The 21,761-nt window shown below is 67.0% G+C and carries 18 protein-coding genes; 12 read left to right on the top strand and 6 right to left on the bottom strand.

Going from position 1 to position 21,761, the window contains the following annotated elements; translation table 11 throughout:
- Positions 1–366 precede the first annotated feature (366 nt).
- Together UAA55_RS24605 and UAA55_RS24600 are read left to right on the top strand one after the other, a co-directional pair.
- Positions 367–1,752 (top strand): tetratricopeptide repeat protein, encoded by a 1,386-nt coding sequence (locus UAA55_RS24605; RefSeq protein WP_322956082.1) that lies wholly within the window; start codon positions 367–369, stop codon positions 1,750–1,752.
- 72 nt (positions 1,753–1,824) lie between these two features.
- Positions 1,825–6,720 carry a beta strand repeat-containing protein gene (locus UAA55_RS24600; RefSeq protein ID WP_322956081.1) on the top strand — a complete coding sequence of 1,632 codons (4,896 nt, stop codon included), beginning with the start codon at positions 1,825–1,827 and terminating at the stop codon, positions 6,718–6,720.
- Positions 6,721–6,834: 114 nt separating this feature from the next.
- Here UAA55_RS24600 and parE read toward each other — a convergent pair whose 3' ends face one another.
- Positions 6,835–8,823, bottom strand: a complete 1,989-nt coding sequence (gene parE / locus UAA55_RS24595; protein WP_322956080.1) for a DNA topoisomerase IV subunit B — start codon at positions 8,821–8,823, stop codon at positions 6,835–6,837.
- Positions 8,824–8,957: 134 nt separating this feature from the next.
- Here parE and UAA55_RS24590 point away from each other — a divergent pair, with 134 nt between their 5' ends.
- On the top strand, positions 8,958–9,353 hold the full coding sequence (locus UAA55_RS24590; RefSeq protein ID WP_322956079.1) for an acyl-CoA thioesterase: 396 nt from the start codon (positions 8,958–8,960) through the stop codon (positions 9,351–9,353).
- A 211-nt stretch (positions 9,354–9,564) separates the two neighbouring features.
- Here UAA55_RS24590 and UAA55_RS24585 read toward each other — a convergent pair whose 3' ends face one another.
- The 3 genes from UAA55_RS24585 to UAA55_RS24575 all read right to left on the bottom strand — a co-directional run bounded on the left by UAA55_RS24585 (position 9,565) and on the right by UAA55_RS24575 (position 13,440).
- On the bottom strand, positions 9,565–9,813 hold the full coding sequence (locus UAA55_RS24585; RefSeq protein WP_322956078.1) for a hypothetical protein: 249 nt from the start codon (positions 9,811–9,813) through the stop codon (positions 9,565–9,567).
- A gap of 273 nt (positions 9,814–10,086) precedes the next feature.
- A complete protein-coding gene (locus UAA55_RS24580; protein WP_322956077.1) occupies positions 10,087–10,515 on the bottom strand; it encodes a response regulator in 429 nt (142 codons plus the stop codon).
- Positions 10,516–10,707: 192 nt separating this feature from the next.
- Positions 10,708–13,440 carry a M1 family metallopeptidase gene (locus UAA55_RS24575; RefSeq protein WP_322956076.1) on the bottom strand — a complete coding sequence of 911 codons (2,733 nt, stop codon included), beginning with the start codon at positions 13,438–13,440 and terminating at the stop codon, positions 10,708–10,710.
- Positions 13,441–13,663: 223 nt separating this feature from the next.
- Between UAA55_RS24575 and UAA55_RS24570 the strand changes: the two genes are divergently transcribed.
- The 6 genes from UAA55_RS24570 (at position 13,664) to UAA55_RS24545 (ending at position 18,969) form a co-directional block, all read left to right on the top strand.
- On the top strand, positions 13,664–14,896 hold the full coding sequence (locus tag UAA55_RS24570; RefSeq protein ID WP_322956074.1) for a YdcF family protein: 1,233 nt from the start codon (positions 13,664–13,666) through the stop codon (positions 14,894–14,896).
- 112 nt (positions 14,897–15,008) lie between these two features.
- Positions 15,009–15,401: a RidA family protein gene (locus tag UAA55_RS24565; protein ID WP_004272210.1), complete on the top strand. Its 393-nt coding sequence runs from the start codon at positions 15,009–15,011 to the stop codon at positions 15,399–15,401.
- A 14-nt stretch (positions 15,402–15,415) separates the two neighbouring features.
- Entirely contained in the window at positions 15,416–15,949 is a 534-nt protein-coding gene (locus UAA55_RS24560) for a GNAT family N-acetyltransferase (protein WP_322956072.1), read from the top strand.
- Positions 15,950–16,040: 91 nt separating this feature from the next.
- Entirely contained in the window at positions 16,041–18,284 is a 2,244-nt protein-coding gene (locus UAA55_RS24555; RefSeq protein ID WP_322956070.1) for a molybdopterin-dependent oxidoreductase, read from the top strand.
- A gap of 71 nt (positions 18,285–18,355) precedes the next feature.
- Positions 18,356–18,580, top strand: coding sequence for an AbrB/MazE/SpoVT family DNA-binding domain-containing protein (locus UAA55_RS24550; RefSeq protein ID WP_088871631.1), 225 nt, complete (start codon positions 18,356–18,358; stop codon positions 18,578–18,580).
- Positions 18,577–18,969, top strand: coding sequence for a type II toxin-antitoxin system death-on-curing family toxin (locus tag UAA55_RS24545; protein WP_322956068.1), 393 nt, complete (start codon positions 18,577–18,579; stop codon positions 18,967–18,969). The genes UAA55_RS24550 and UAA55_RS24545 overlap by 4 nt, the downstream gene beginning before the upstream one ends.
- Before the next feature lie 10 nt (positions 18,970–18,979).
- Here UAA55_RS24545 and UAA55_RS24540 read toward each other — a convergent pair whose 3' ends face one another.
- A complete protein-coding gene (locus UAA55_RS24540) occupies positions 18,980–19,363 on the bottom strand; it encodes a thiol-disulfide oxidoreductase DCC family protein (RefSeq protein WP_322956066.1) in 384 nt (127 codons plus the stop codon).
- A 132-nt stretch (positions 19,364–19,495) separates the two neighbouring features.
- Here UAA55_RS24540 and UAA55_RS24535 point away from each other — a divergent pair, with 132 nt between their 5' ends.
- The 3 genes from UAA55_RS24535 to UAA55_RS24525 are packed head-to-tail and all read left to right on the top strand — an operon-like array spanning position 19,496 to position 20,757.
- The gene (locus UAA55_RS24535) at positions 19,496–19,852 is read left to right on the top strand and encodes a LysE family translocator (protein ID WP_322956064.1); all 357 of its coding nucleotides are present in this window, start codon (positions 19,496–19,498) and stop codon (positions 19,850–19,852) included.
- Positions 19,849–20,121, top strand: coding sequence for a LysE family translocator (locus tag UAA55_RS24530; RefSeq protein ID WP_322956062.1), 273 nt, complete (start codon positions 19,849–19,851; stop codon positions 20,119–20,121). The genes UAA55_RS24535 and UAA55_RS24530 overlap by 4 nt, the downstream gene beginning before the upstream one ends.
- A 33-nt stretch (positions 20,122–20,154) precedes the next feature.
- On the top strand, positions 20,155–20,757 hold the full coding sequence (locus UAA55_RS24525) for a hypothetical protein (RefSeq protein ID WP_322956061.1): 603 nt from the start codon (positions 20,155–20,157) through the stop codon (positions 20,755–20,757).
- A 108-nt stretch (positions 20,758–20,865) separates the two neighbouring features.
- Here the strand turns inward: UAA55_RS24525 and UAA55_RS24520 are convergent, their stop codons facing one another.
- Positions 20,866–21,711 carry an AraC family transcriptional regulator gene (locus UAA55_RS24520; RefSeq protein WP_322956060.1) on the bottom strand — a complete coding sequence of 282 codons (846 nt, stop codon included), beginning with the start codon at positions 21,709–21,711 and terminating at the stop codon, positions 20,866–20,868.
- Between the last annotated feature and the right edge of the window lie 50 nt (positions 21,712–21,761).

Raw genomic sequence — 21,761 nt, 5'->3', positions numbered from 1 at the left:
CCGGGGTACCGGGCGGCGCTGGGCTAGCAGCGTGGTCGCTCACCCTGGTCCGCCCGAAAAAGGCCGCAGCGATGCGGCCTTTTTTGTTGGATGCGCCAAGCATGGCGGATGAAAGCCCATGCCGCGCCTGGGCGGCCCATATCAGTGTTCATTATATAAGTGCAAGAAAAGTTATGTGATTGTTGGAAAAATACTCGCAAAAATAATTTGCGGGCCGGTGCGGAACCTTCTTAGATGAGGCGGCTCTCGAGTATGCGGGGCACTAGGACGTGCTGTGATTCCGCGCCCACTGGGTGAGGTCCGTGTATCCAACACGCTTTCTGCGGCTGCGCGACGAGTTGGTCCCTCAGTGGTGGAGAGATTCCCGTGTCGGCAACCGGTCTAGTCACCTTGTCTCCCACAAGTGCCGAGGTCCTGCGCCGGTCGACCGTCCTGCATGAGCAGGCGAAGTACGCCGAGGCGGAGGAACTTCTCCAGGGCGCCCTGCGCCGCGACCCCGGCAACGCCGACCTGTTGAACGCCCGGGGCGTCATGTTCGCCCAGATGGAGCGTCACCTGGACGCACTGTGGTGCTATCGCGACGCCGTGGCGGCCAACCCGCGCGGGTCGGGTATCTGGACCAATCTGGGCAATGCCTTGACCAAGCTGAAATACCTGGAGAGCGCGGTGAACGCCCACCGCAGGGCCATCGAGCTGGCGCCGAACGACGTGCTTCTCCATCACAATTTAGGGACCTCGCTGGCTGAGGCTGGCAATCATGGCGAGGCTGTCATGGCCTTCAGTCGCGCGCTGGAACTCAATCCGGAATTCCACAAGGCGCGCTGGGACCGGGGGCGCAGCTATCTCTATCTCGCCAACTATCGCCAAGCCTGGCCTGATTATGAGGTGCGGCTGATCAGTGGCCAGGTCCCCGGCCGTGACCTGGCCAGCACCAAGTGGGATGGGCGGCCCTACGCCGGCCGGCGCTTGCTGCTGCTCTGTGAACAAGGGTTCGGCGACACGCTATGGGCGGCGCGTTACCTGTCCCGTGTGAAGGCGTTGGGCGGTGAACTAACCGTTGAGTGCCAGCGGGAGCTCATTCCCCTGCTGGCGGATCTGGGGATCGCGGATCGCCTGATCCCCTGGGGCGAGCCGCTGCCCGAGGCCGATCTCCATGCCCATTGGTGCAGCCTGCCCGGCCTGTTCACCCAGGACCTGGCCACCATCCCGGCGCAGCCCTATCTGCGGGCGCCGGCGGACCGCCGGGGCAAGGCTGCCCAGATACTGGGGCCACGCGATGGCCGCCTCCGGGTTGGCGTCGTATGGTCGGGCAACACCAGCTTCAAGCGCAACCATGAACGGGCCCAGCCCCTGATGCGCTTCTTCCAGGCCTTCGCCCTGCCGGGTGTCCAGCTCTACAGCCTGCAGAAGGGGACGCCGGAGAAGGCGCTGGGCGAGTTGCCCCGGGGCGGACCCATCATCGACCTGGCCCCCCACCTGGGCGATTTCGCCGACACCGCCGCCTTCGTGGAACAGATGGACCTGGTCATCATGACCGACAGCGCCGTCGCCCACCTGACCGGCGCCCTGGGCAAGGAGGTGTGGGTCCTGCTGGGCGACGTCGCCCACTGGCTGTGGTTGCTGGATCGCACGGACTGCCCCTGGTACCCGACCATGCGCCTGTTCCGTCCCCGCGCCGAGGGCGACTGGGACCACGTCTTCGACCGCGCCTCGCTGGAGCTGACCCTGCGGACACGGATCCTGGAGATGTAAGGTCAGGCCTCCGGGTTGGGGCGCTTCTTCCAATAAGATCTTGAATTTCTACCATAAAAGATGGTGTTTGTCATGACGAATAATATTACGCAGAGTAATGCTATTGTCGCTTTGGATGGAAGCAATAGTAATTATGTAACGGGCAATAACGACACCCTGACGGGATCTGGGGATTTTGTGACATTGGCTGCCGGAACTTCCGGCAACACATTGACCGGCAACGCCAACGGGATCACGCTGGCGGCGGCCTCCGGTGCTGTACGGGCTGAGGCGACGGTCAGTGGCTCGGGCAACAACATTGTTGTGAATGCGGGTTCTTACCTGACCACCAGCGGTGGGCCCAACAAAATCACCGCAGCCAATGCCACCGTGACATACGGCGGTACCAGCAGCCTCATTGAGGCCGTGGGTGGCAGCGGCAGCAGCATTTACGTCACGGCGGCCAGCACCCTCTTCGTCAGTGGCGCCAACCAACAGGTTTTCGCCAGCGGCGACGCCATCTATGTGACGACGGGGGACGGGGGCGCCACCAGCACCGTCACCATCGCCAGCAGCGGCTCCACGGCGGACACCATCCGCGTCGGCTATGCCACTTCAGGAACCTCGGTCAGCGGCGGCGCCACCATCGTGAACAGCGGAGGGACTCTGGTTGTCAATGATGCCGGCACCGTCCTTTTGGGTAATGGGGCCAATGCCACCCTGAGTGGCTATGGGAGCACCCAGGTCAATGTTGGCGGCTCAGGCGCCTTCAAGGCCACCAGTGAGACGCTGGCCGTGACCACGGGCAACGTCGCCATTGTCGGCACCAGCGCCACGGTCGGCGTGAGCGCGGGTGCCAAAGCCACGATTTCCGGCACTGGCAACACGGTGACCGCCAACGGCAACGCCACCCTGATCGCCTCGGCGGGCACCTCCGTCCTGGTGGGCAGCGGCGGCGGAGCTAGTTTGACCGGAACGGCCGGCACCTCCGTCCGTTACACCGGCGATGGCGCGTCGATCGATCTGACGACGGGCAAGGCGACCCTGGCTGGGGCCTCCATCTACGATACCTTGGTGGGCATCAGCAGCCTTCAGGCCTTGGGCAACAACGATATCATCGTGGCCGGCGGTAGCGCCTCGCTGTCCATCGCCGGAAGCGGCGACGTCATAACCCTGACCGGTTCCGGCAACATCATCAGCGGCACCGGCAGTGCGAGTGTCTCGGTCACGGCGGTCAACAGCACCCAGACGATCAACGCCGCCAGCAGCACGATCGACGTGCGCACCAGCGGGGATACCATCACCTTGGGTGGTGGGGGGAGTACAATAAGCAGCAGCACTGGCAATAGCGCGACCATTACGATTACGGCCATCAGCAGCACCGAAACGATCAATACCGCCAGCAGCATGATTGACGTGCGCGCCAGCGGGGACACGATCATTCTGGGTGCCGCCGGAGATACGGTGAAAAGCACGACAGGCAACGCCGCGTCGATCGCTATCACGACCATCAACAGCAGCCAGACGATCAACATCACCAACAGTGCGGTGGACGTCCAGACATCGGGCGCCACGGTGACCTTGAGTGGCGCTGGCAACACGGTGAAGAGCACGACCAGCAACAGCGCTTCGGTTGTCGTCACGGCTGCCAGCAGCACGGAGACGATTAATACCGCCAGCAGTGTCATCGACGTTCAGGTCGCGGGCGATACCATCGTCATGGGTGGCGCCGGCAGCACCGTGAAAAGCACGACCGGGAAGAGCGCGTCGGTTGTCATCACGGCGGCCAGCAGCACCGAGACGATCAACACCTCCAGCAGCGTCATCGACGTTCAGGCCACGGGCGATACCATCATCCTGGGTGCCAGCGGCGACACGGTGAAGAGCACCACGGGGAATGCCGCGTCGATTGCTGTCACGACCATCAACAGCAGCCAGACGATCAACATCACCAACAGCACGGTGGACGTTCAGGCGTCAGGCGCCACGGTGACCTTGGGCGGCACCGGCAACACGGTGAAGAGCACGAGCGGCAACAGCGCGTCGGTCATCGTCACCGCCATCAGCAGCACCGAAACGATCAACACCGCCAGTAGCGTCATCGACGTTCAGGCCATGGGCGATACCATTATCGTGGGCGGTGCCGGCAGCACCGTGAAAAGCACGACCGGGAAGAGCGCGTCGGTTGTCATCACGGCGGCCAGCAGCACCGAGACGATCAACACCGCCAGCAGCGTCATCGACGTTCAGGCCACGGGCGATACCATCATCCTGGGTGCCAGCGGCGACACGGTGAAGAGCACCACGGGCAACGCCGCGTCGATTGCTATCACGACCATCAATAGCAGCCAAACAATCAACATCACCAACAGCGTGGTGGACGTCCAGACGTCGGGCGCCACGGTGATCTTGAGCGGTGGCGGCAACACGGTGAAGAGCACGACCGGCAACAGCGCGTCGGTCGTCGTCACCGCCATCAGCAGCATGGAAACGATCAACACTGCCAGCTGCGTCATCGACGTTCAGGCCACGGGCGATACTATCATCCTGGGCGCCAGTGGCGACACGGTTAAAAGCACGAATAACAGCAGCGCGTCCGTGGTGGTCTCATCGTCGATTTCAGCGACCAGCATCACGGAAACCATTAGCATCAGCAATAGCGCGGTCAATGTTCGGGCCGATCACACCACGATTACCGTGACGGGATCGAATGACAGCGTGACCCTGAACAGCAGCGCGGATGTCGCGATCTCCAGCGGCACCAATAACACGCTGATCGCGACCAACGGCAGCGCGACGCTGAAGAGCACCGGTGGCAGCGCCACCCTGGTGGGCACTGGGACCGGCAGCACGCTATGGGCCGCGGGCGGGACGGCGGTGGCTAGCTACACCGCTAGCAATATGAACATCAATTTGGCCAGCGGCTATGCGACAGCCTCGGGTTCGTCCCTGTCAGATAGCCTCATCGGCATCAGCAGTGTGATCGTAAATGGTGGCACCGACACCATTACTCTGGGCGCCGGCCAGTCGGCTACCCTCTCTGGTAGTGGCAACTCAGTCAGCGCGGCAAATGGCGCCAACATTACGATTGCCGGGGGTGGCTATCAGAACACGGCCAATGAGGTGACGCTTTCCAGCGGCAGCGTCGTTCTGACTGTGGATGCGCGGGCCAATCTTACGGGCTCCGGCAACCATGTGACCTCGGGCAGCAATGACAACCTCGGTGTGACAGGTGACAACAACACGCTGATCGCCACGGGCAGCGGCGATGGATTTTGGATCACCGGTAGCGGTAACACCGTCAGTATGACATCCGGCAGTGCAGTGACAATTAACGGTGGCGGCAAAGGCAAAGCCGCCAATATGGTGAACCTTGTCAGCGGTACCGTTACCTTGGCCGTGGATGCCCGGGTCAGTCTGGCGGGTGACGGCAACCATGTGACGTTGGGCGCCAGTGACAATATAGGCATAGGGGGGAATAACAACACCCTGATTGCCACCGGGACCGGCGATGGGATTTGGATCACTGGAACCGGGACGCAGATTACGGGCAACAGCGCGACCATTACGCTGTCCTCCACCAGTGCAAGTCTGACGCTCAATGGCAATGGCAACAGCGTCAGCATGGCGTCCGATAGCACGTTGAAGGTCATTGGGGGCGGCAAAGCCAATACGGCCAATGACGTATCATTTGTCAGCGGTAGCGGCAGCCTCGTTTTGATTGCGGACGCGCGTGTCAATTTCACGGGCTCCGGCAACCACGTGGAGTTGCAGACCAATAACAATATCGGTGTGGCAGGTGACAACAACGCGCTGACCGCCACGGGCTCCGGCAATGGATTTTGGATCACTGGAACCGGGACGCAGATTACGGGCAACAGCGCGACCATTACGCTGTCCTCCACCAGCGCAAGTCTGACGCTCAATGGCAATGGCAACAGCGTCAGCATGGCGTCCGGCAGCACGCTGAAGGTCACTGGGGGCGGCAAAGCCAATACGGCCAATGCCGTATCCTTTATCAGCGGTAGCGGCAGCCTCGTTTTGATTGCGGACGCGCGTGTCAATTTCACGGGCTCCGGTAACCATGTGGAGTTGCAGACCAATAACAATATCGGTGTGTCGGGTGACAACAACACTTTGACTGCCACGGGCTCCGGCAATGGATTTTGGATCACCGGCACTAATGACACGGTCATTGTCGCAAGCGATAGCGCCAAAACCCAAATTAACAGCAATAACCTTGCTGTCACGGTGTCCGCTAGCAGCTCTGTCACCACGCTGAATGGCAGTGGCAACAGCGTCAGCATGGTGTCCGGCAATACGCTACACGTCACTGGTGAGGGGGAGTATGCGGATGCCAATGCCGTTACCTTGTCCAACGGCATGTTGATCATGGAGGATCATTCACGGGTCGGACTGAATGGGTCCAGCAACCATGTGACGTTGGGGAGCAATGACAATTTCGGTGTGGATGGCGGCAATAACGTTCTGGCGGCTACGGGTTCTGGTGACGGACTCTGGATCAGTGGTGCCAACAACACCGCCAATATCAGCAATGGCTCTGTCTTTGTGGGCGGCTCACAGACGGCGGTCAACGGGGATAACAATACCATCACGCTCTACGCGGGCGTTGGCGCGACGGTAAGTGGTAAGAATGAGGTCATCTCCACCGTAGGCGCCAACACCTCCGTTGCCCTTTCCACCAACGGCGTCGGCCCCAGCGGTGAACTGGATCTGTTTGTGACCCATGATCAAGTCTGGCTGCAGCAGTCGGGCAATGACCTGATTATTGATCAAGTTAATGGAACCCAGGACGTGACATTGAAGGACTGGTTCCTTCAGAGTCCTGGTGGGACCTATGATCATCAGGTCGCCACGATCAAGGCCAGCGACGGCGTCACGCTATCCAGCGCAAGCATCACCAATTTGTTCAGCACCTCTCACACCGGGGCCAGCGACAGCGTGCTGCTCAGCTCCTGGAAGTCCTGACGGTTGGGCGGCTCCCCGCGATGTCTGAGGGCCGCCAATCCTCCACAGGCTGAAAACCAAAACGCCCGGACGGCGACTTCCGTCCGAGCGTCCGCCTAAGCTTTCAGCCGGCGCTTAAACGTCGAGATCCTGCGCGAACTTGGCGTTTTCCTGGATGAATTTGAAGCGCAGCTCCGGCTTGCGGCCCATCAGGCTTTCCACCAGGCTGGCCGTGTTCTCCGCGTCGTCCTTCTGCTCCGGGTCGCGGACGTCCGGCACGGTCACGCGCAGCAGGGTGCGGCGGGCCGGGTCCATGGTGGTTTCCTTCAGCTGGCTGGGCTGCATCTCGCCCAGGCCCTTGAAGCGGCTGATCTCCACCTTCTGGTTGGCCTTGAACACGCTGGCCAGCAGCTCGTCCTTGTGGGCGTCGTCGCGGGCGTAGCGGACATTGCTGCCCTGGGACAGGCGGTACAGGGGCGGCAGGGCGAGGAACAGGTTGCCGTTCTCGATCAGCGACGGCATCTCACGGTAGAAGAAGGTCATCAGCAGCGAGGCGATGTGGGCGCCGTCGACGTCCGCGTCCGTCATGATGACGATGCGCTCATAGCGCAGCCGATCGGCCGAGAACTCCTTGCCGGCACCGCAGCCCAGGGCCTGCACCAGGTCGCTCAGTTCCTGGTTGCCGCGCAGCTTGTCGGTGCTGGCGGAGGCCACGTTCAGGATCTTGCCGCGCAGGGGCAGGATGGCCTGGGTCTCGCGGTTGCGCGCCTGCTTGGCGCTGCCGCCGGCGCTGTCACCCTCGACGATGAAGATCTCGGTGCCTTCGGAACTCTGGCGCGAGCAGTCGGCCAGCTTGCCGGGCAGGCGCAGGCGGCGGGTGGGGGCCTTGCGCGCCATGTCCTTGGCGGCGCGGCGCCGCGCCCGCTCCTCCGCCTTTTCCACCAGACGGTCCAACAGCACCTTGGCGGCGTCGGGGGCGGCCGACAGCCAGTGGTCGAAATGGTCCTTGATGGCCGCCTCGGTCAGGCGCACGGCCTCGGCGCTCACCAGCTTTTCCTTGGTCTGGCCCTGGAATTGCGGGTCGCGGATGAAGACGGACAGCAGAATGGTGGCGCCGTCCACCACATCCTCGGCCGTCAGGGACGGGCCCTTGCGGTTGCCCACCAGCTCGCCATAGCCCTTCAGGCCGCGCGTCAGCGCCTGGCGCAGGCCCTGGTCATGGGTGCCGCCCTGGGGGGTGGGGATGGTGTTGCAGTAGGTGTGGCTGAAGCCCTCGTCATCCTCGGGCCAGGCCACGGCCCACTCCACGCGGCCGGCCTGGTTGGGGAAATCGGCCTGGCCGGCGAAGGCGGTGGGGGTCACCGTGCGCCGGTCCTTCAGGGCCGAGACCAGATAGTCCAGCAGCCCGTTGGGGAAGTGCAGGGTTTCGGCCGCCGGGATGGGGCTGTCGTCGGCCAGCAGCGAGGGATCGCAGCTCCACCGGATTTCCACGCCCCGGAACAGATAGGCCTTGGACCGCGCCATGCGGTACAGCCGCTCCGCCTTGAAGTGCGCGCCCTCGCCGAAGATCTGGGCGTCGGGGTGGAAGCGCACCAGGGTGCCGCGCCGGTTGTTGACCGGGCCGGCGTTCACCAGCGGCGTCAGGGGCACGCCCCGGCTGTAGCTTTGCGTGTAGAGCGTGCGGTCGCGCGCCACCTCCACCGTCAGCTGGTCGGTCAGCGCGGTGACGACGGACAGGCCCACGCCGTGCAGGCCGCCGGAGGTGGCGTAGACCTTGCCGCTGAACTTGCCGCCGGAATGCAGGGTGGTGAGGATGACCTCCAGCGCCGACTTGCCCGGATATTTCGGATGGTCGTCCACCGGGATGCCGCGGCCGTTGTCGCGGACGGACACGGTGCCGTCGGCCGCCAGTTCCAGGTCGATGCGGGTGGCGTGGCCGGCCACCGCCTCGTCCATGGCGTTGTCCAGCACCTCGGCCACCAGATGGTGCAGGGCGCGTTCGTCCGTGCCGCCGATGTACATGCCAGGGCGGCGGCGGACAGGCTCCAGCCCCTCCAGGACCTCGATGTCCTGGGCGGAATAGCTGTCTTGCTTGCGGGCGGTATTCTGAAACAGGTCGCTCATACCCCATTATAGGAGTGGGCGTCGCCGCAGTTCAAGGACCGGGGCGGCGGAACAGCCCCGATAACCACCACATTTTGTAAGGATGGACGCGGCACCCTCCCAAATCAGGGGTGTCCGGCCTGGAGCACGGACCCATGAACGATCAGCCCCCCGCCCCCGATTTCTCCACGGCGCCGGCGCTGCGCACCTTCGCCATGCCGGCGGACACCAACGCCAACGGCGACATCTTCGGCGGCTGGGTGCTGTCGCAGATGGACTTGGCGGGCGCCGCCAAGGCCGTGCGCCGGGCGCGGGGCAAAGTGGCGACGGTGGGGATCGAGGCCATGAAGTTCTACCGCCCGGTGGCGGTGGGCGATGAACTGAACTGCTATACCGAGATCCTGGCGGTGGGGCGCACCTCCATCCGCGTGCGCATCGACACCTGGGTGCGCCGGGGCGCCACGGGCGAGGCGGTGCAGGTGACGGAGGGCGTCTTCACCTACGTCGCCATCGGCGAGGACGGCCGTCCCCGCCCGGTTGATGTGGAGTGATTTAACTCCCGGGCAGCAAAAGCACTCCCAGCAAAAGCCCCCCAGCAAAAGCACCCAAGGCCCCGACTGGGGCCGCCGCAGCGAGTACCGCAGGGCGCAGCGAGGATCGCCAAGGGGCGGATGCCCCGGCGGCGCCTGAGGCAAACGAAAACGGGCCCGCTCCGATGAGGAACGGGCCCGCAAACGCTAGGCCAAAGCCCCGACGAAGTGGTTAGTTGCCCTTCGGGGGTTCGGTCGTGGAGGGCTCCGGCGTGGCGGGGGCCGGGGTGGCGTCGGACGGGGCCGGCGCCGGGGTGGCGGAGTTGTCAGCCGGGGCGGGGGTGGCCGGGGGTTCGGCGGCGGGCGCCGCGGGGGCGGCAGCCGGGGCTTCGGTCTTGGCAGGGGCCGGGGCGTCGTGCTTGTCGCAGGCAGCCAGGCCAACCAACAGAACCGGGGCGAGCATCAGGGCTTTAAAGCGCATATTCCTCTCCTTCTATGCGTCTTTACGCGCGGATTGGTTCCGCACGTCTTGACGTCGTGGCCCGAGGCTCCCGGACCACGACAATGATTTTGCAGCATCTTCCGGCGGAATTAAGGCAATGCGGCCGGCCAATGCGTGAAACCCTGCCAGCGCGTTAACCACGACGGAACGCTACCGCCTTGATAACACGCCAGTCCGGACGTCATTCCAAGCAGGAATTCGTCCTAAGCCTTTTTGACCCGGGGGCGGGCGCCACTCAACGGGGATTTCCGTCTAGTCCTTGGGTGCGGCAAGCCGCCGCAACGCCAAGTCCAGGGCCGACTTCAACTGTCCTGCGGAATATGGCTTTTGCACGAAGCCCAATGGATAGGTCAGGCTGGCCCGGGCCATGGTCTGCTCGTCCGTGTAGGCCGATAGGAAGACCGATCGCAGGCTGAATTCGTTCCTGAGTTGTCGGGCGGTGTCGATTCCGTCGACCGTGCCTTTCAGGCGGATGTCCATCAGCGCCAAGTCGGGATGGCTGCTGGCGGCCAGCGCGATGGCCTCGGGTTCGGACGCGGCGATGCCGCAGACGTAATAGCCCAAATCCTCGACCGTCAGGCGGATGCCCAAGGCCACCAGGGCGTCGTCTTCGACAATCATCAAACGGACCGCGGCGTCATCGCCGTTGTCGGCGTCCCGGCTGATTTCTACCTGACTCATGCTTCCCCTGATTGGTCATCCCTAACGCGATGCCTCGTGGAAGCCGCCCCCCGGCGTGCGCCCCACGCGTGCCCTCGAATGCCAAGGGCCAGCGGAGCCCATTTCAGCACTGTTCCTTCAGTAGGTACAGCAAGCCATGGGCCTAAACAATTCAGCCAGATGACCGAAACTTTCGGGACTAAACTTTAGGGGTTATTGCCTTTGCGTCGGTGTTTGCGTTTCCGACGACGGCGGGGGGCCCGCCCGTTGGGCGGCGCACAGGCGGATGCGCTCCACCGCCTGGTCCACGGTGCGCCCGCCGCCCTCCAGCTCGCTGGCCATGGGGCGAAAAAAGGCCTCCACCTGATCCGCCGCCGTGGCGCTGCACAGCCCTTCCAGCGGCAGGGTCAGCGCGCCCAGGGTGGCGGAGGAGCCGCGGGCGCGCAGGTGGGCCATGTTGGCCTGCACCCAGGCCCAATAGGCGGGCACATGGCTGGATTCCCGCCCCTGGCCGCGAATCAGCATGTTGACCTCGTTCAGCTTCAGCCAGGGCACGAACACCATGTCGCGCACCTCCGCCGCCAGGGTGGGGTCGGTCACGCGGTTCAGGGCGTCCAGCGCCATTTCCCGACCCTCCGCGTCGGTGGAGGATCGCAGTTGGTCGACCAGACCGCTGACGTAGGGACGGCCCAGCTCCTGGGCCATGACCGCCATGCCCGTCGCCCGCACCTCCGCCGGCGCCTGGGGTCCCGTCTCCGCCGGCGGCTGGGCGTCGGGCGCCCGCATCAGGGCCAGCAGGCGAGCCCGCACATCCTCGTCGCGCAGCTCCAGCGCCAGGAACGCCACCAGCCGGTCGCGCAGCAGGGCCGTGTTTTCCGGCGCCACCCGGTCCAGCTTGCCCGGCGTCAGGCCCACGCGGGCCAGCACCGGCCGCCAGGCCTGCAGCAGGAACAGGCGGAGGGCGGCCCGATCGCTGTCGGTCGGCGCCTGTTCCAGCAACTGCTTCAGCCGGGGAAAGGGGGCGGAGGCCACGTCCCACGCCGGCACGGTGGCCAGGCTGACGGCGGCCGTGAGGTACAGCGACTGGGGCTGGTGGCCGGCCGCGACCTCCCCCCATAGGCTTTCCAGCAGGGCCAGCTGCTCCGCCGCCGGGAGGCGCGGCAGCACGGCCAGCAGCCGGCGCCAATGCTCGGTCGTCAGCGACAGGCGGAAATAGCCGCTGCCGGTGGCGTTGGGGATCAGCGCCGCCGGGCAGGCGGACTGGCTAAGGGGGAAGGCCTGGCGCGCCGCCGTCACCATCATGCAGGTGGAGGGGCCGGCCGCGCCCGGCCGCACGCACAGGGGCAGGGTCCAGTGCGCCGCCGTGGCGGCGTCGGAGCCCAAGGGCCGGTATCGGCGCTGGGCCGTCAAGACCTGCAGCCCGGTGCGCGGGCAGGTCCAGCCCAGCGACAGGCGGGGTACGCCCGGAATGTTGATATAGGAACGCAGGGAATCGACCAGAACGGGGTCGCGCACCGTGTCCGCCAAGGCGCCGAAGAAATCCTGGGCCGTGGCGACGCCATCGATGTGGCGCCGCAGATGGGTGGTCACCGCCTTGCGGAAGGCGGCGGGGCCGATATAGCCCTCCACCATGGACAGCACGCCAGCCCCCTTGCGGTAGGTGATGTTGTCGAAGGCGGTTTCGATGTCGCTGGTGGTGGTGATGGGCTGGTGGATGGTGCGGGTGGAACCCAGGGAGTCCAGATCCATGGCCTCCAGCGCCTCCTGCTCCACCACGCGGGCGGTCAGCATGCGGGGCTGCCAGGCGTCCACCGCCTTGGGCGCCAGCCAACTCGCGAACGCCTCGTTCAGCCAGATGTCGTCCCAGCCCGCCGGCGTCACCAGGTCGCCGAACCATTGGTGGGCGATCTCATGGGCGTGCAGCACCAGGAATCGGCGGCGGGCGTCCACCGTGTCGTCCGCCGGCACGAGCAGGCGCTGCTCGCTGTAGAGGATGGTGCCAGCGTTCTCCATGCCCACGGCGTCGAAGTCGGGAGCCGCGATCAGGTCCAGCTTCCCGTAGGCGTAGGGGATGCCGAAGTAGCGTTCCATCGTCAGGAACAGGCCCGGCGTGACCGACAGGGCATAGGCCAGGCGCGGGCCCTTGCCGTGGAGGGCCACGCCGCGCAGGGGGATGGGCTTGCGCCGGGCGCCGCTGGGCGGAATGGTCGGGCCCTTCACGATGTCCAGCGGCCCCACGGCGAAGGCCAGCAGGTAAGTGGGCAGGGGCCGGGTGGGCGCGAAGGTCAGGCGCCGGCTGCCGCCGGGCAGCGCCTCTTCGCGCACGGGCAGGGTGTTCGTCACCGCCTCGTCCCCCGCCTTCACCGTCAGGCTGATGTCGTAGGGCGTCTTGAAGCGCGGTTCGTCGAAGCAGGGCCAGGCCTGGCGGGCGCTGATGGCCTCGAACTGACTGAAGGCGTAGTTCAGCCCTTTCTCACTGACACGGTAGAGACCGTCCAGCGAGGGGTCGAAGGAGGCGGTGTAGGCGAATCGCAGGGTCAGGGTCTGCGGCGGCAGCGGGCGGGGGAAACCCATGCGGGCCACCCCGTCCGGCGTCACCTGGTCCCAGGTGGCGGGCAGGTGTTCCCCCGCCGCCGTCACCACCTCGGCCGAGGCCATGTCCAGATCGCGGCCGTTCAGCCAGATATGGTCCACCGCCTTGGTCAGCGCGATCCTGATCTCAACCTGTCCGGAATATTCGCTCTGGTCCGGGTCGATGGCGAGGTTCAGGCGATAGCGCAGGGGGCGGGCCGTGTCCGGCAGGCGGACGGTGGGTACCGTCTCCTCCGTATCGGCCCGCGCCTTGGCGGGCTTGGGCTTCGCCGCCCAGGCGCCCGCCAGGGGCGGTAGCAGGGCCGCGAGGACCAGGGCCAGGAGCAGGACCGTGAGGCGGGGCGGGGCGGGCAAGGCGGTCGGGGTTCCTGGTCGGGCGATAGTCAAGTGTCGCGCACTATGACGGTGAGGTTCCACCGCACGCAACGACCCGATGCGGCTAGGACTTTGGACACGGGGGGCGGCGGGCGCGCATCGTCATGCAAGCGGCGCCGTTCCCGTGTAGGGTGTCGTCCCTTTAACGGACCGAGGGCGCGGGAATATGCGGTGCTGGGCGCGGGTGGCGGCGATTGTGGTGATGACCGGTATCGGGGTGACGGGAGCGGCGCGCGCGGCGGAGCCCCCGGTTCCGGTGCCCAAGCCCTTGGTCTATAAGCAGCCGTTGCGCGACAAGCTTTTCTACGGCTTGAGCCTGCTGTCCCGTGATCCGCAGGCGCTGGCCGCCGTGGCGACCGCGCCGGAGCTGAGCCGCCTGGCGGCGGAGCGTCGCGCCCGGGCGCGGAGGGCGGTGGAGGACTGCGGCGGCGACACCGGCTGCTACGTGCGCGGCTTCGACTGGTCGGACGCGGAGGTGGCTGCGGCCGGCCAAGCGTTGACCGCCGCCCTGAAGGCCCGCCCCGACGCCGCCCGGCGGCTGACGGCCGCGCTGGACGCCAGCGGCCTCTATCCGGCCGCGCCGGGCCAGGATCCCGACGTGGTGGTCCGCACTTGGACCCAGGCCGCCGCCACCGCCCACCGCATCCTGGCGGTCTATGGCGGCGGAGAGAAGCCGCGCGGTCCCGCCATCGACGGCCCCGCCTATGACGTGGCCGCCCCCGCCTATGGCACGCTGGTGAAGAGCGCGGCTTCCGTCCTGGCGGACGGCCTGGCCGACGACAACCCATTCTTCGAGCCGACGGAGGCCTTCGCCCTGCTGCTGCTGCAGATCAACCGGCGGGACGAGGCCGGCCGGTTCGAACCCATGGAAGCGGGGGAGAACAAGGCGGCGGTGGCGCACCTGAAGACCGTCAACTGGGCCAAGTATCCCTACACGGCACTGGTGGTGCCGGGCTATGGGCCGGAGACGGCGGGCGTGCCCCTGTCCGCCCCCGGCCTGCTGCGGGTGCAACTGGCGGCCAAGCGCTGGCATGACGGGAAGGCGCCGGTCATCATCGTCAGCGGCGGCAACGTCCACCCCAACCAGACCCCATATAATGAGGCGCTGGAAATGAAGAAGGCCCTGGTCCAGGACTATGACATACCGGCCGACGCCATCCTGGTGGAGCCGCACGCCCGCCACACCACCACCAACCTGCGCAACGCCGACCGCCTGATCTATCGCTATGGCATGCCCATGGACCGCAAGGCCCTGGTGGTTACTGACCTGGGGCAGAGCGGCTACATCACCGAGGACCGCTTCGCCACCCGCAACCAGGAGGACCTGGGCTATGTCCCCTTCATCGGGCTGGAGCGGGTGTCGCCCTTCGACGTGGCCTATCTGCCCACCCTGTCGGCCCTGGCGCTGGACGCCGGCGATCCGTTGGATCCCTGAAGCGGACCAGCCCTGCTTTCCCGTCTCTGGATAACAAACCAACAGCCGCTATGGTGTCGGCGTAATTAAACTGCGCGGGCACAAGTCCGGCGAATGATGGGGGACTGAGAGCATGGGTAGGCAGAAGGTTGAGGTGGCGTCCGCGTGGGGCGAGGCCATCGGCTATTCGCGGGCGGTCAAGGCCGGCGACCTGATTTTCGTGTCCGGCACCACCGCCAGCGGCGGCCCGGACGGCAAGGCCTTCCACCCCGGCGATGCCGGCGGCCAGGCCAAGGTGATCCTGGAGCGCATCGTGGCCGCCCTGGCCGAGCTGGGCGCCGGGCCCGAGCATGTGGTGGAGACCCGCATCTACCTGACCGACATGGCCACCTGGCAGGATGTGGGTCGCGCCCACGGCGCCGTCTTCGGCGGGGCCAAGCCCGCCACCACCATCGTGCAGGTGGGGCCCCTGATCTCCCCCGACCTGCTGGTGGAGATCAGCGCCACGGCCTCGTTGGCGCCGTAAGGCTGGCGCGGGGCATGGCGCTGACCGTCAGGCAGGAGGGCCCGGATGACGCCGCCGCCATCGCGGCGGCGGTGCGGCGGGCCTACGCCGACGTGCCCCACAGCGATCATCGTGAGCATCTGATGATCGCCCGCCTGCGCGGCAGCGCCGCCTGGATACCGGCGCTGTCGCTGCTGGCGGAGGAGGACGGCCGGGTGGTGGGGCACATCTTGCTGACCCGGGCTGCCATATGCGGGGCCCGAGGCTCCACTCCGACCTTGGCCCTGGCGCCCCTGTCGGTCGTGCCGGAATGGCAGGGGCGGGGCGTGGGTGGTCGCCTGGTGAGGGCGGCGCACCAGCGGGCGTGGGATTTGGGCTATGGCTCCGTCGTCCTGGTCGGCATCCCGGAGTATTATCCCCGCTTCGGCTACCGGCCCATGGCGGACCATGCCATCGCCGTGCCCTTCACGGTGCCGGCGCGGAACTGCATGGTCCTGGCGCTGACGCCGGATGGCCTGAGCGGCGTGGAGGGCATGGTGCAGTACGCGCCGGAATGGATGGACGGCTGAGGGACGGGCTAGCGACCGCTAGCGTCCATACTGGACAGCCGCCCCTTGCACCCGCGATAGTTGGGCCACAATAAACTTGGGAGGCCCGCCCGTGACTGGTACTGAAACCATCGCCCACCGCATCTGCCCGCTGTGCGAGGCGTGCTGCGGCCTGGAGGTCACGCTGGTGGACGGCGCCGTCACCCGCATCCGGGGGCATGACGCCGATGTTTTCAGCCACGGCTACATCTGCCCCAAGGGTGTCGCGCTCAAGGATTTGCACGAGGATCCCGACCGGCTGCGCACGCCGCTGATCAAGCGCGACGGCCGCTTCGTCGAGGCGACGTATGAGGAAGCCTTCGCCGAGATCGAGCGGCGGCTGACGCCCCTGCTGGAAACCCACGGCCGCGATGCGGCGGCGACCTACATCGGTAACCCCGCCGCCCACAAGATGGGCCTGCTGCTGTACACGCCGGTGCTGGCGCGGGCGCTGGGGACGCGCAACATCTATTCCGCCTCCACCCTGGACCAGATGCCCAAGCAGTTGTCCAGCGGCCTGATGTTCGGCCATTGGCTGAGCATTCCCGTGCCGGATATCGAGCGCACCAAGCTGATGGTCATCCTGGGCGGCAACCCCATGGCGTCCAACGGCAGCCTGTGGACGGTGCCCGACTTCCGGGGCAAGGCGCTGGACCTTAAGGCGCGGGGCGGCCGGCTGGTGGTGATAGACCCACGGCGGACGGAGACGGCGGCCCTGGCCGATGAGCATCACTTCATCCGCCCGGGTAGCGACGTCTTCCTGCTGGCGGCCCTGGTCCACATCCTGTTCGAGGAGAAGCTGGTGCGGCTGGACCGCCTGGCGGACCACGTGACGGGTGTTGAGGAACTGCGCGCCGCCATCGCCCCATTCACCCCGGAACGGGCCGCCGCCCACACCGCCATCCCCGCCGACACCATCCGCGGCCTGGCGCGGGACCTGGCGGGCTCGGTGCCGGCGGTGCTGTACGGCCGCATCGGCACCTGCACCCAGGCTTTCGGCACCCTGGCCAGCTGGCTGGTGGACGCCGTCAACGTCCTGACCGGCAATTTGGACGCGCCGGGCGGCGCCCTGTTCCCCAAGGCAGCCGCCTTCGCCGCCAACACGGTGGGGAAGGGCGGCACGGGGCGCGGCGTGCCGCTGGGCCGCCGCCGCTCCCGTGTGTCGAACGCGCCGGAGGTGTATGGCGAGCTGCCCGTGGGCTGCCTGGCGGAGGAGATCGAGACGCCGGGCGAGGGCCAGGTACGGGCCCTGTTCACAGTGGCCGGCAATCCCGTGCTGTCATCCCCCAACGGCGACCGCCTGGCCCGGGCGCTGGACCAGCTGGACCTGATGGTCAGTGTCGACATCTACCTGAACGAGACGACGCGGCATGCCGACGTCGTCCTGCCCGGCGTGTCGCCCTTCCAGGACAGCCACTACGACGTCGCCTTCCCCCAGCTGTCCTACCGCAACCACGCCCGCTACAGCCCGGCTCTGCTTCCCCGGGGCGAGGGCGTTTTGGCGGAATGGCAGGTGCTGCTGAAGCTGGCGGCCATCGCGGAAGGCAAGGGGGCCGATGCCGACCCGGCGGCCCTGGATGATGCCATGGTGGCGGCGGAGGTGGCGCGCTGGGCGGGCGACCATGCCGCTGCCGTCCTGGCCGCCGTCTCGCGCTGGACGGGGCCAGAGCGCCTGCTGGACCTGGCGCTGCGCGCGGGCCCCTATGGCGACGGCTTCGGCCGCAAGCCGAGTGGCCTGACCTTGGCCGCCGTATCGGACAGCGTCGGCGGCATCGACCTGGGCGCCCTGCAGCCCCGCATTCCGGAGGTGCTGCGCACCCCCAGCGGCCGCATCGAGCTGGCGCCCGCCATCCTGGTGGCGGACCTGGCCCGCGCCGTGGCGGCGCTGGACCAGCCGGCACCGGATCTGGTCATCATCGGACGACGCGACCTGCGCTCCAACAACAGCTGGATGCACAACCTGCCCATCCTGGCCAAGGGACCGTTCCGCTGCACGGTGCTGGTGCACCCGGACGACGCCCGCCGCCACGGCGTGGTGCACGGCGGCAGGGCTCGCCTGTCCCGCGCCGGCCGGGCCATTGAGGTGCAGGTTGCCGTCAGCGCCGACATGATGCCCGGCGTCGTCAGCCTGCCCCACGGCTGGGGCCACGACGCCGACGGCGCCCGCCTGGGCCTGGCCAGCCAGCGCCCGGGCGCCAACCTGAACGCCCTGCTGGACGAGATCCTGCGCGACCCGCTGTCCGGCAACGCTGTGCTGAGCGGTGTGGCCGTGACGCTGGAACCGGCGCCGCTGCCGGCGGTGCAGGCGGCGGAGTAGCCAAGTAATGGGGACATTGACGTAGGAACATTTGTTATTACATAGTGTGCGGCGATGTAAGGAGCGCGCCCATGCACACCACCAAGTTGACCAAGGTTGGAAACTCAACGGGCATCACCATCCCCCGCGATGTGCTGACGGAGGCGCGCCTGGATCGGGGTGATGAGGTCACGCTGTCAGTGCGCGACGGGCGCATTGAGATCGCCAAGTCCAGCGACGATTACAGCAAAGCCATGGAGGCTGGCCGGGCATTTTCCACCCGGTACCGCCGCGCCATGGCGGTGCTGGCCAAGTGACGGGACTTGTTTTCCCGCCTATCGAAGCGATCATTGACCTGCACACGGAACTGCTGGCGGAACACGGCGGCGCGCCGGGCCTGCGGGATCGTGGGGCGCTGGAGGCGTCACTGGCCCGCGCCCATCAAATCGTCGCGTATGCCGAGAACCCGGTCACGGTGTTCGATCTGGCGGCGGCGGTATGCGTCAGTATTCTGCGCAACCACCCCTTCGTCGATGGCAACAAACGCGCCGGCTTCGTCGCGTTGGGAACCACCTTGATCCTGAATGGACTTTTCTTGGACGTGAGCGAGCGGGAAGCCACCGATATGATTCAGTCCGTCGCTGCTGGCGACTTGTCGGAAAGCGCGTTTCGCCAGTGGGTGGCCGACAACAGCGTCGAAGGATGACCCGAACCGGTCACCAGTGCCCCTTGCGCCGGTTCCAGGCGTACAGCACATCGGCGAAGCGGTCGTAGGCGAGGCGGGTGAGGGGGCGGATCACGCGGTTGCCCAGCAGGGTGGCCAGCCAGGCGTCGCCCGGCGTGTGGCGCCAGATGGCGATGGCGCAGTCCGCACCCACCAGCAGGCGGCCGTCGGCGTCGGTCCCGTGCAGGCGGCGGCGCACGGCCTCCACATCCGCGCCGAAGCGGGCCAGCGCCTCCGGCTCAAGATTGATGTCGCGGAAGGCGATGACACCGGCGCGGGCGGCCCGTACCAGGCGGTTGGTCTGCCAGTCGATGCCCGCGTTACAGACGGGGCATTTGGTGTTGTACCAGACCGTCAGGTGGGGAGGAGCGGGCAAGGCGGCTCTCGATGCGGGTAAGGTCCGGGCAGTATACCGGCCGGACGCGATAAGGACAGTGGCCGGGACGGTAAAAGTCTGGAAGGATCGGTGATTGAACACTTTTTCCGCCAAGACCTTGAGATCGCGCCCATGCTGCCCTTGGAAATCCTGCTCACCTTCATCACGGCCGCCGCCATCCTGGCCTTCGTGCCGGGGCCGGATAATCTGTTCGTGCTGACCCTGTCGGCGGCGCGGGGCTGGCGGGCCGGGGTGATGGTGACGCTGGGCCTGTGCACCGGCCTGGTGGTGCACACGACCGCCGTGGCGCTGGGCGTGGCCGTCATCTTCCAGCAGTCGCAGTTGGCCTTCACCCTGCTGAAGGCCGCCGGTGCCGCCTACCTGCTGTACCTGGCCTACAAGTCCTTCCGCGCGTCGCCGGAGGCGCTGGGCGGCGCCAAGGCGGGGCGCAACGCCCCCTTGCCCTTTATGGCCGGGGCATCGTCATGAACGTGACCAACCCCAAGGTGGCCATCTTCTTCCTTGCCTTCCTGCCGCAGTTCGCGTCGCCCGAGCGGGGCGGCGTCACCGCGCAAATCTTCCTGCTGGGGGCCGTGTTCGCCGCCGTGGCGCTGGTGTGCTTCTCCACCATCGCCGTTCTGGCGGGCGGCTTGAACCGCTGGCTGGCCCGGTCCAGCAACGCGCAAACCATCCTGAACCGCGTCGCCGGCCTGGTCTTCGTCGGGCTGGCGATCAAACTGGCGACGGCCCAGCGCTGAGCCGTTCCGCCGCCGACCAAACGGGGGCTTGTCATGGGACTTGAGGCTGTCTGTCACGCCACCTGGAACGGTGGCGCCGGTGAGGTGAAGGCCCTGCTGGAAAGCCGGGAACTGATCCTGCGCGGTGAAGTGCGGCGCACCTTGCCGCTGGCTGCGATTACCGCCGTGGCGGTCGAGGGCGATGATCTGGTTCTGGCCACGCCGGATGGCCGGCTGATCCTGACCCTGGGTGTCGCCGCCGCCCGCTGGGCCAAGAAACTGACCACCCCGCCGCCCAGTCTGGCGCAGAAGCTGGGCGTGGGCCCGGCGGCGCCCGTCCTGGTCATCGGCAGGGTGGACGACCCCGCCTTGGTGGAGGCGTTGGAGGGGGCGGTTGCCGCCACCCCGGCGGAGGCCCGCCTGGCGCTGGCGATGGTGGAAAACGCGGCCGATCTGGAGCGGGCGGTGGCGGCGCACGCCAGCCTGCCGGCCGGGGACGCCCTGTGGATCATCCACGGCAAGGGCCCCAAGACCACCTTCGGCGAGGCCCCGGTGCGCGCCTGGATGCGGGCAACCGGCTTCATGGACACGAAGATCAGCGCTGTGTCCGCCACCCTGTCGGCCACCCGCTACACCCGCGGTCCCGGTTCGACCTGATCATGACGCCGGCCGTCCAGCGCCTGCTGGATCAGGGGCGGCGGTTGAAGGACAAGGATACGCCGGTTTGGGGCCCCGCCGCGCCGCTGCTGTCCGTTGGCTGAGCCCTCAGTTCCCGGGCGCCCGCATCCGCGGGCCTGGCTCCGTTGGCCCGACCAGGATGGCCCAGCGCCCCGGCGTCATGCCGTAGGCCTTCTTGAAATGGCGGTTCAGGTGGCTCTGGTCGGCGAAGCCGGTGGCGGCCGCCACATCGGCCAAGGGCTCCCCCTCCGTGATCATGCGGCGGGCGTGCTGCAGCCGGCGCATCACCAGGAAGCGGTGCGGGCTGGTGGCGAACAGGGCGCGGAAGTGGCGGGCCAGGGCATAGCGGTCCAGGCCGGTCACCGCCTCCAAATCCTCCGAACGGACGGCGTTGAGGGCGTTGGCCTCGAGATAATCGCGCGCCTGATGGGCCTGGCGCTGGGCCAGCAGGCCCAGGCGCCTGGCCTTGGCGCCGGCGTGGCGCGCCAGGGCGCCGGCCAGACGGACCAGCAGGTCGTTCACCGCCAAATCCTCCAGCCCCTCATCCAGGGAACTGAGCGCCGGCAGCAGAATCTGGCGCAACTCGGCATCCGCCAGTACCGGTTGTCCGACGAAGGGCAGGGCGTCACCCGACTGGCCGTCGGCGTCCAGGCAGCGGCGCAACAACGACGGCTCCAGGTACAGCATGCGGTAGCGCAGCGTCTCGTCGGTGCCGGCGCCGCCGTCATGCTCCTCATCCGGGTGCAGGATGATGACGTTGCCGGGCTGGCTGTAGCGCCGCTGGCCCCGGTAGTGGAAGGTCTGGACGCCGTGCAGGGTGACGCCCAGGCCATAGGTGTCATGGCGATGGGGACTGAAGGCGTCCCCATGAAAGCGCGCTTCGATGCGCTCGATGCCCGGGAAGGCGGGCGCGGCGGTGATGCCGTCAGCCACACCGCCGCCGGTCGGCCCGCACGAACGTCCAAGACCGGGGCCGGGGGCGC

Source organism: Nitrospirillum guanabarense (assembly GCF_034653355.1).
GTDB lineage: Bacteria > Pseudomonadota > Alphaproteobacteria > Azospirillales > Azospirillaceae > Nitrospirillum.
Note: the sequence above shows the minus strand (reverse complement) of the source record. Positions and strands in the feature narration are given on the sequence as shown.

Bases quoted from the DNA above. Each gene is read 5' to 3' on its own strand.
- UAA55_RS24600 (WP_322956081.1), top strand. From the start codon at position 1,825: ATGACGAATAATATTACGCAGAGTAATGCTATTGTCGCTTTGGATGGA.
- parE (WP_322956080.1), bottom strand. From the start codon at position 8,823: ATGAGCGACCTGTTTCAGAATACCGCCCGCAAGCAAGACAGCTATTCC.
- UAA55_RS24590 (WP_322956079.1), top strand. From the start codon at position 8,958: ATGAACGATCAGCCCCCCGCCCCCGATTTCTCCACGGCGCCGGCGCTG.
- UAA55_RS24585 (WP_322956078.1), bottom strand. From the start codon at position 9,813: ATGCGCTTTAAAGCCCTGATGCTCGCCCCGGTTCTGTTGGTTGGCCTG.
- UAA55_RS24580 (WP_322956077.1), bottom strand. From the start codon at position 10,515: ATGAGTCAGGTAGAAATCAGCCGGGACGCCGACAACGGCGATGACGCC.
- UAA55_RS24570 (WP_322956074.1), top strand. From the start codon at position 13,664: ATGACCGGTATCGGGGTGACGGGAGCGGCGCGCGCGGCGGAGCCCCCG.
- UAA55_RS24565 (WP_004272210.1), top strand. From the start codon at position 15,009: ATGGGTAGGCAGAAGGTTGAGGTGGCGTCCGCGTGGGGCGAGGCCATC.
- UAA55_RS24560 (WP_322956072.1), top strand. From the start codon at position 15,416: ATGGCGCTGACCGTCAGGCAGGAGGGCCCGGATGACGCCGCCGCCATC.
- UAA55_RS24550 (WP_088871631.1), top strand. From the start codon at position 18,356: ATGCACACCACCAAGTTGACCAAGGTTGGAAACTCAACGGGCATCACC.
- UAA55_RS24535 (WP_322956064.1), top strand. From the start codon at position 19,496: ATGCTGCCCTTGGAAATCCTGCTCACCTTCATCACGGCCGCCGCCATC.
- UAA55_RS24530 (WP_322956062.1), top strand. From the start codon at position 19,849: ATGAACGTGACCAACCCCAAGGTGGCCATCTTCTTCCTTGCCTTCCTG.
- UAA55_RS24525 (WP_322956061.1), top strand. From the start codon at position 20,155: ATGGGACTTGAGGCTGTCTGTCACGCCACCTGGAACGGTGGCGCCGGT.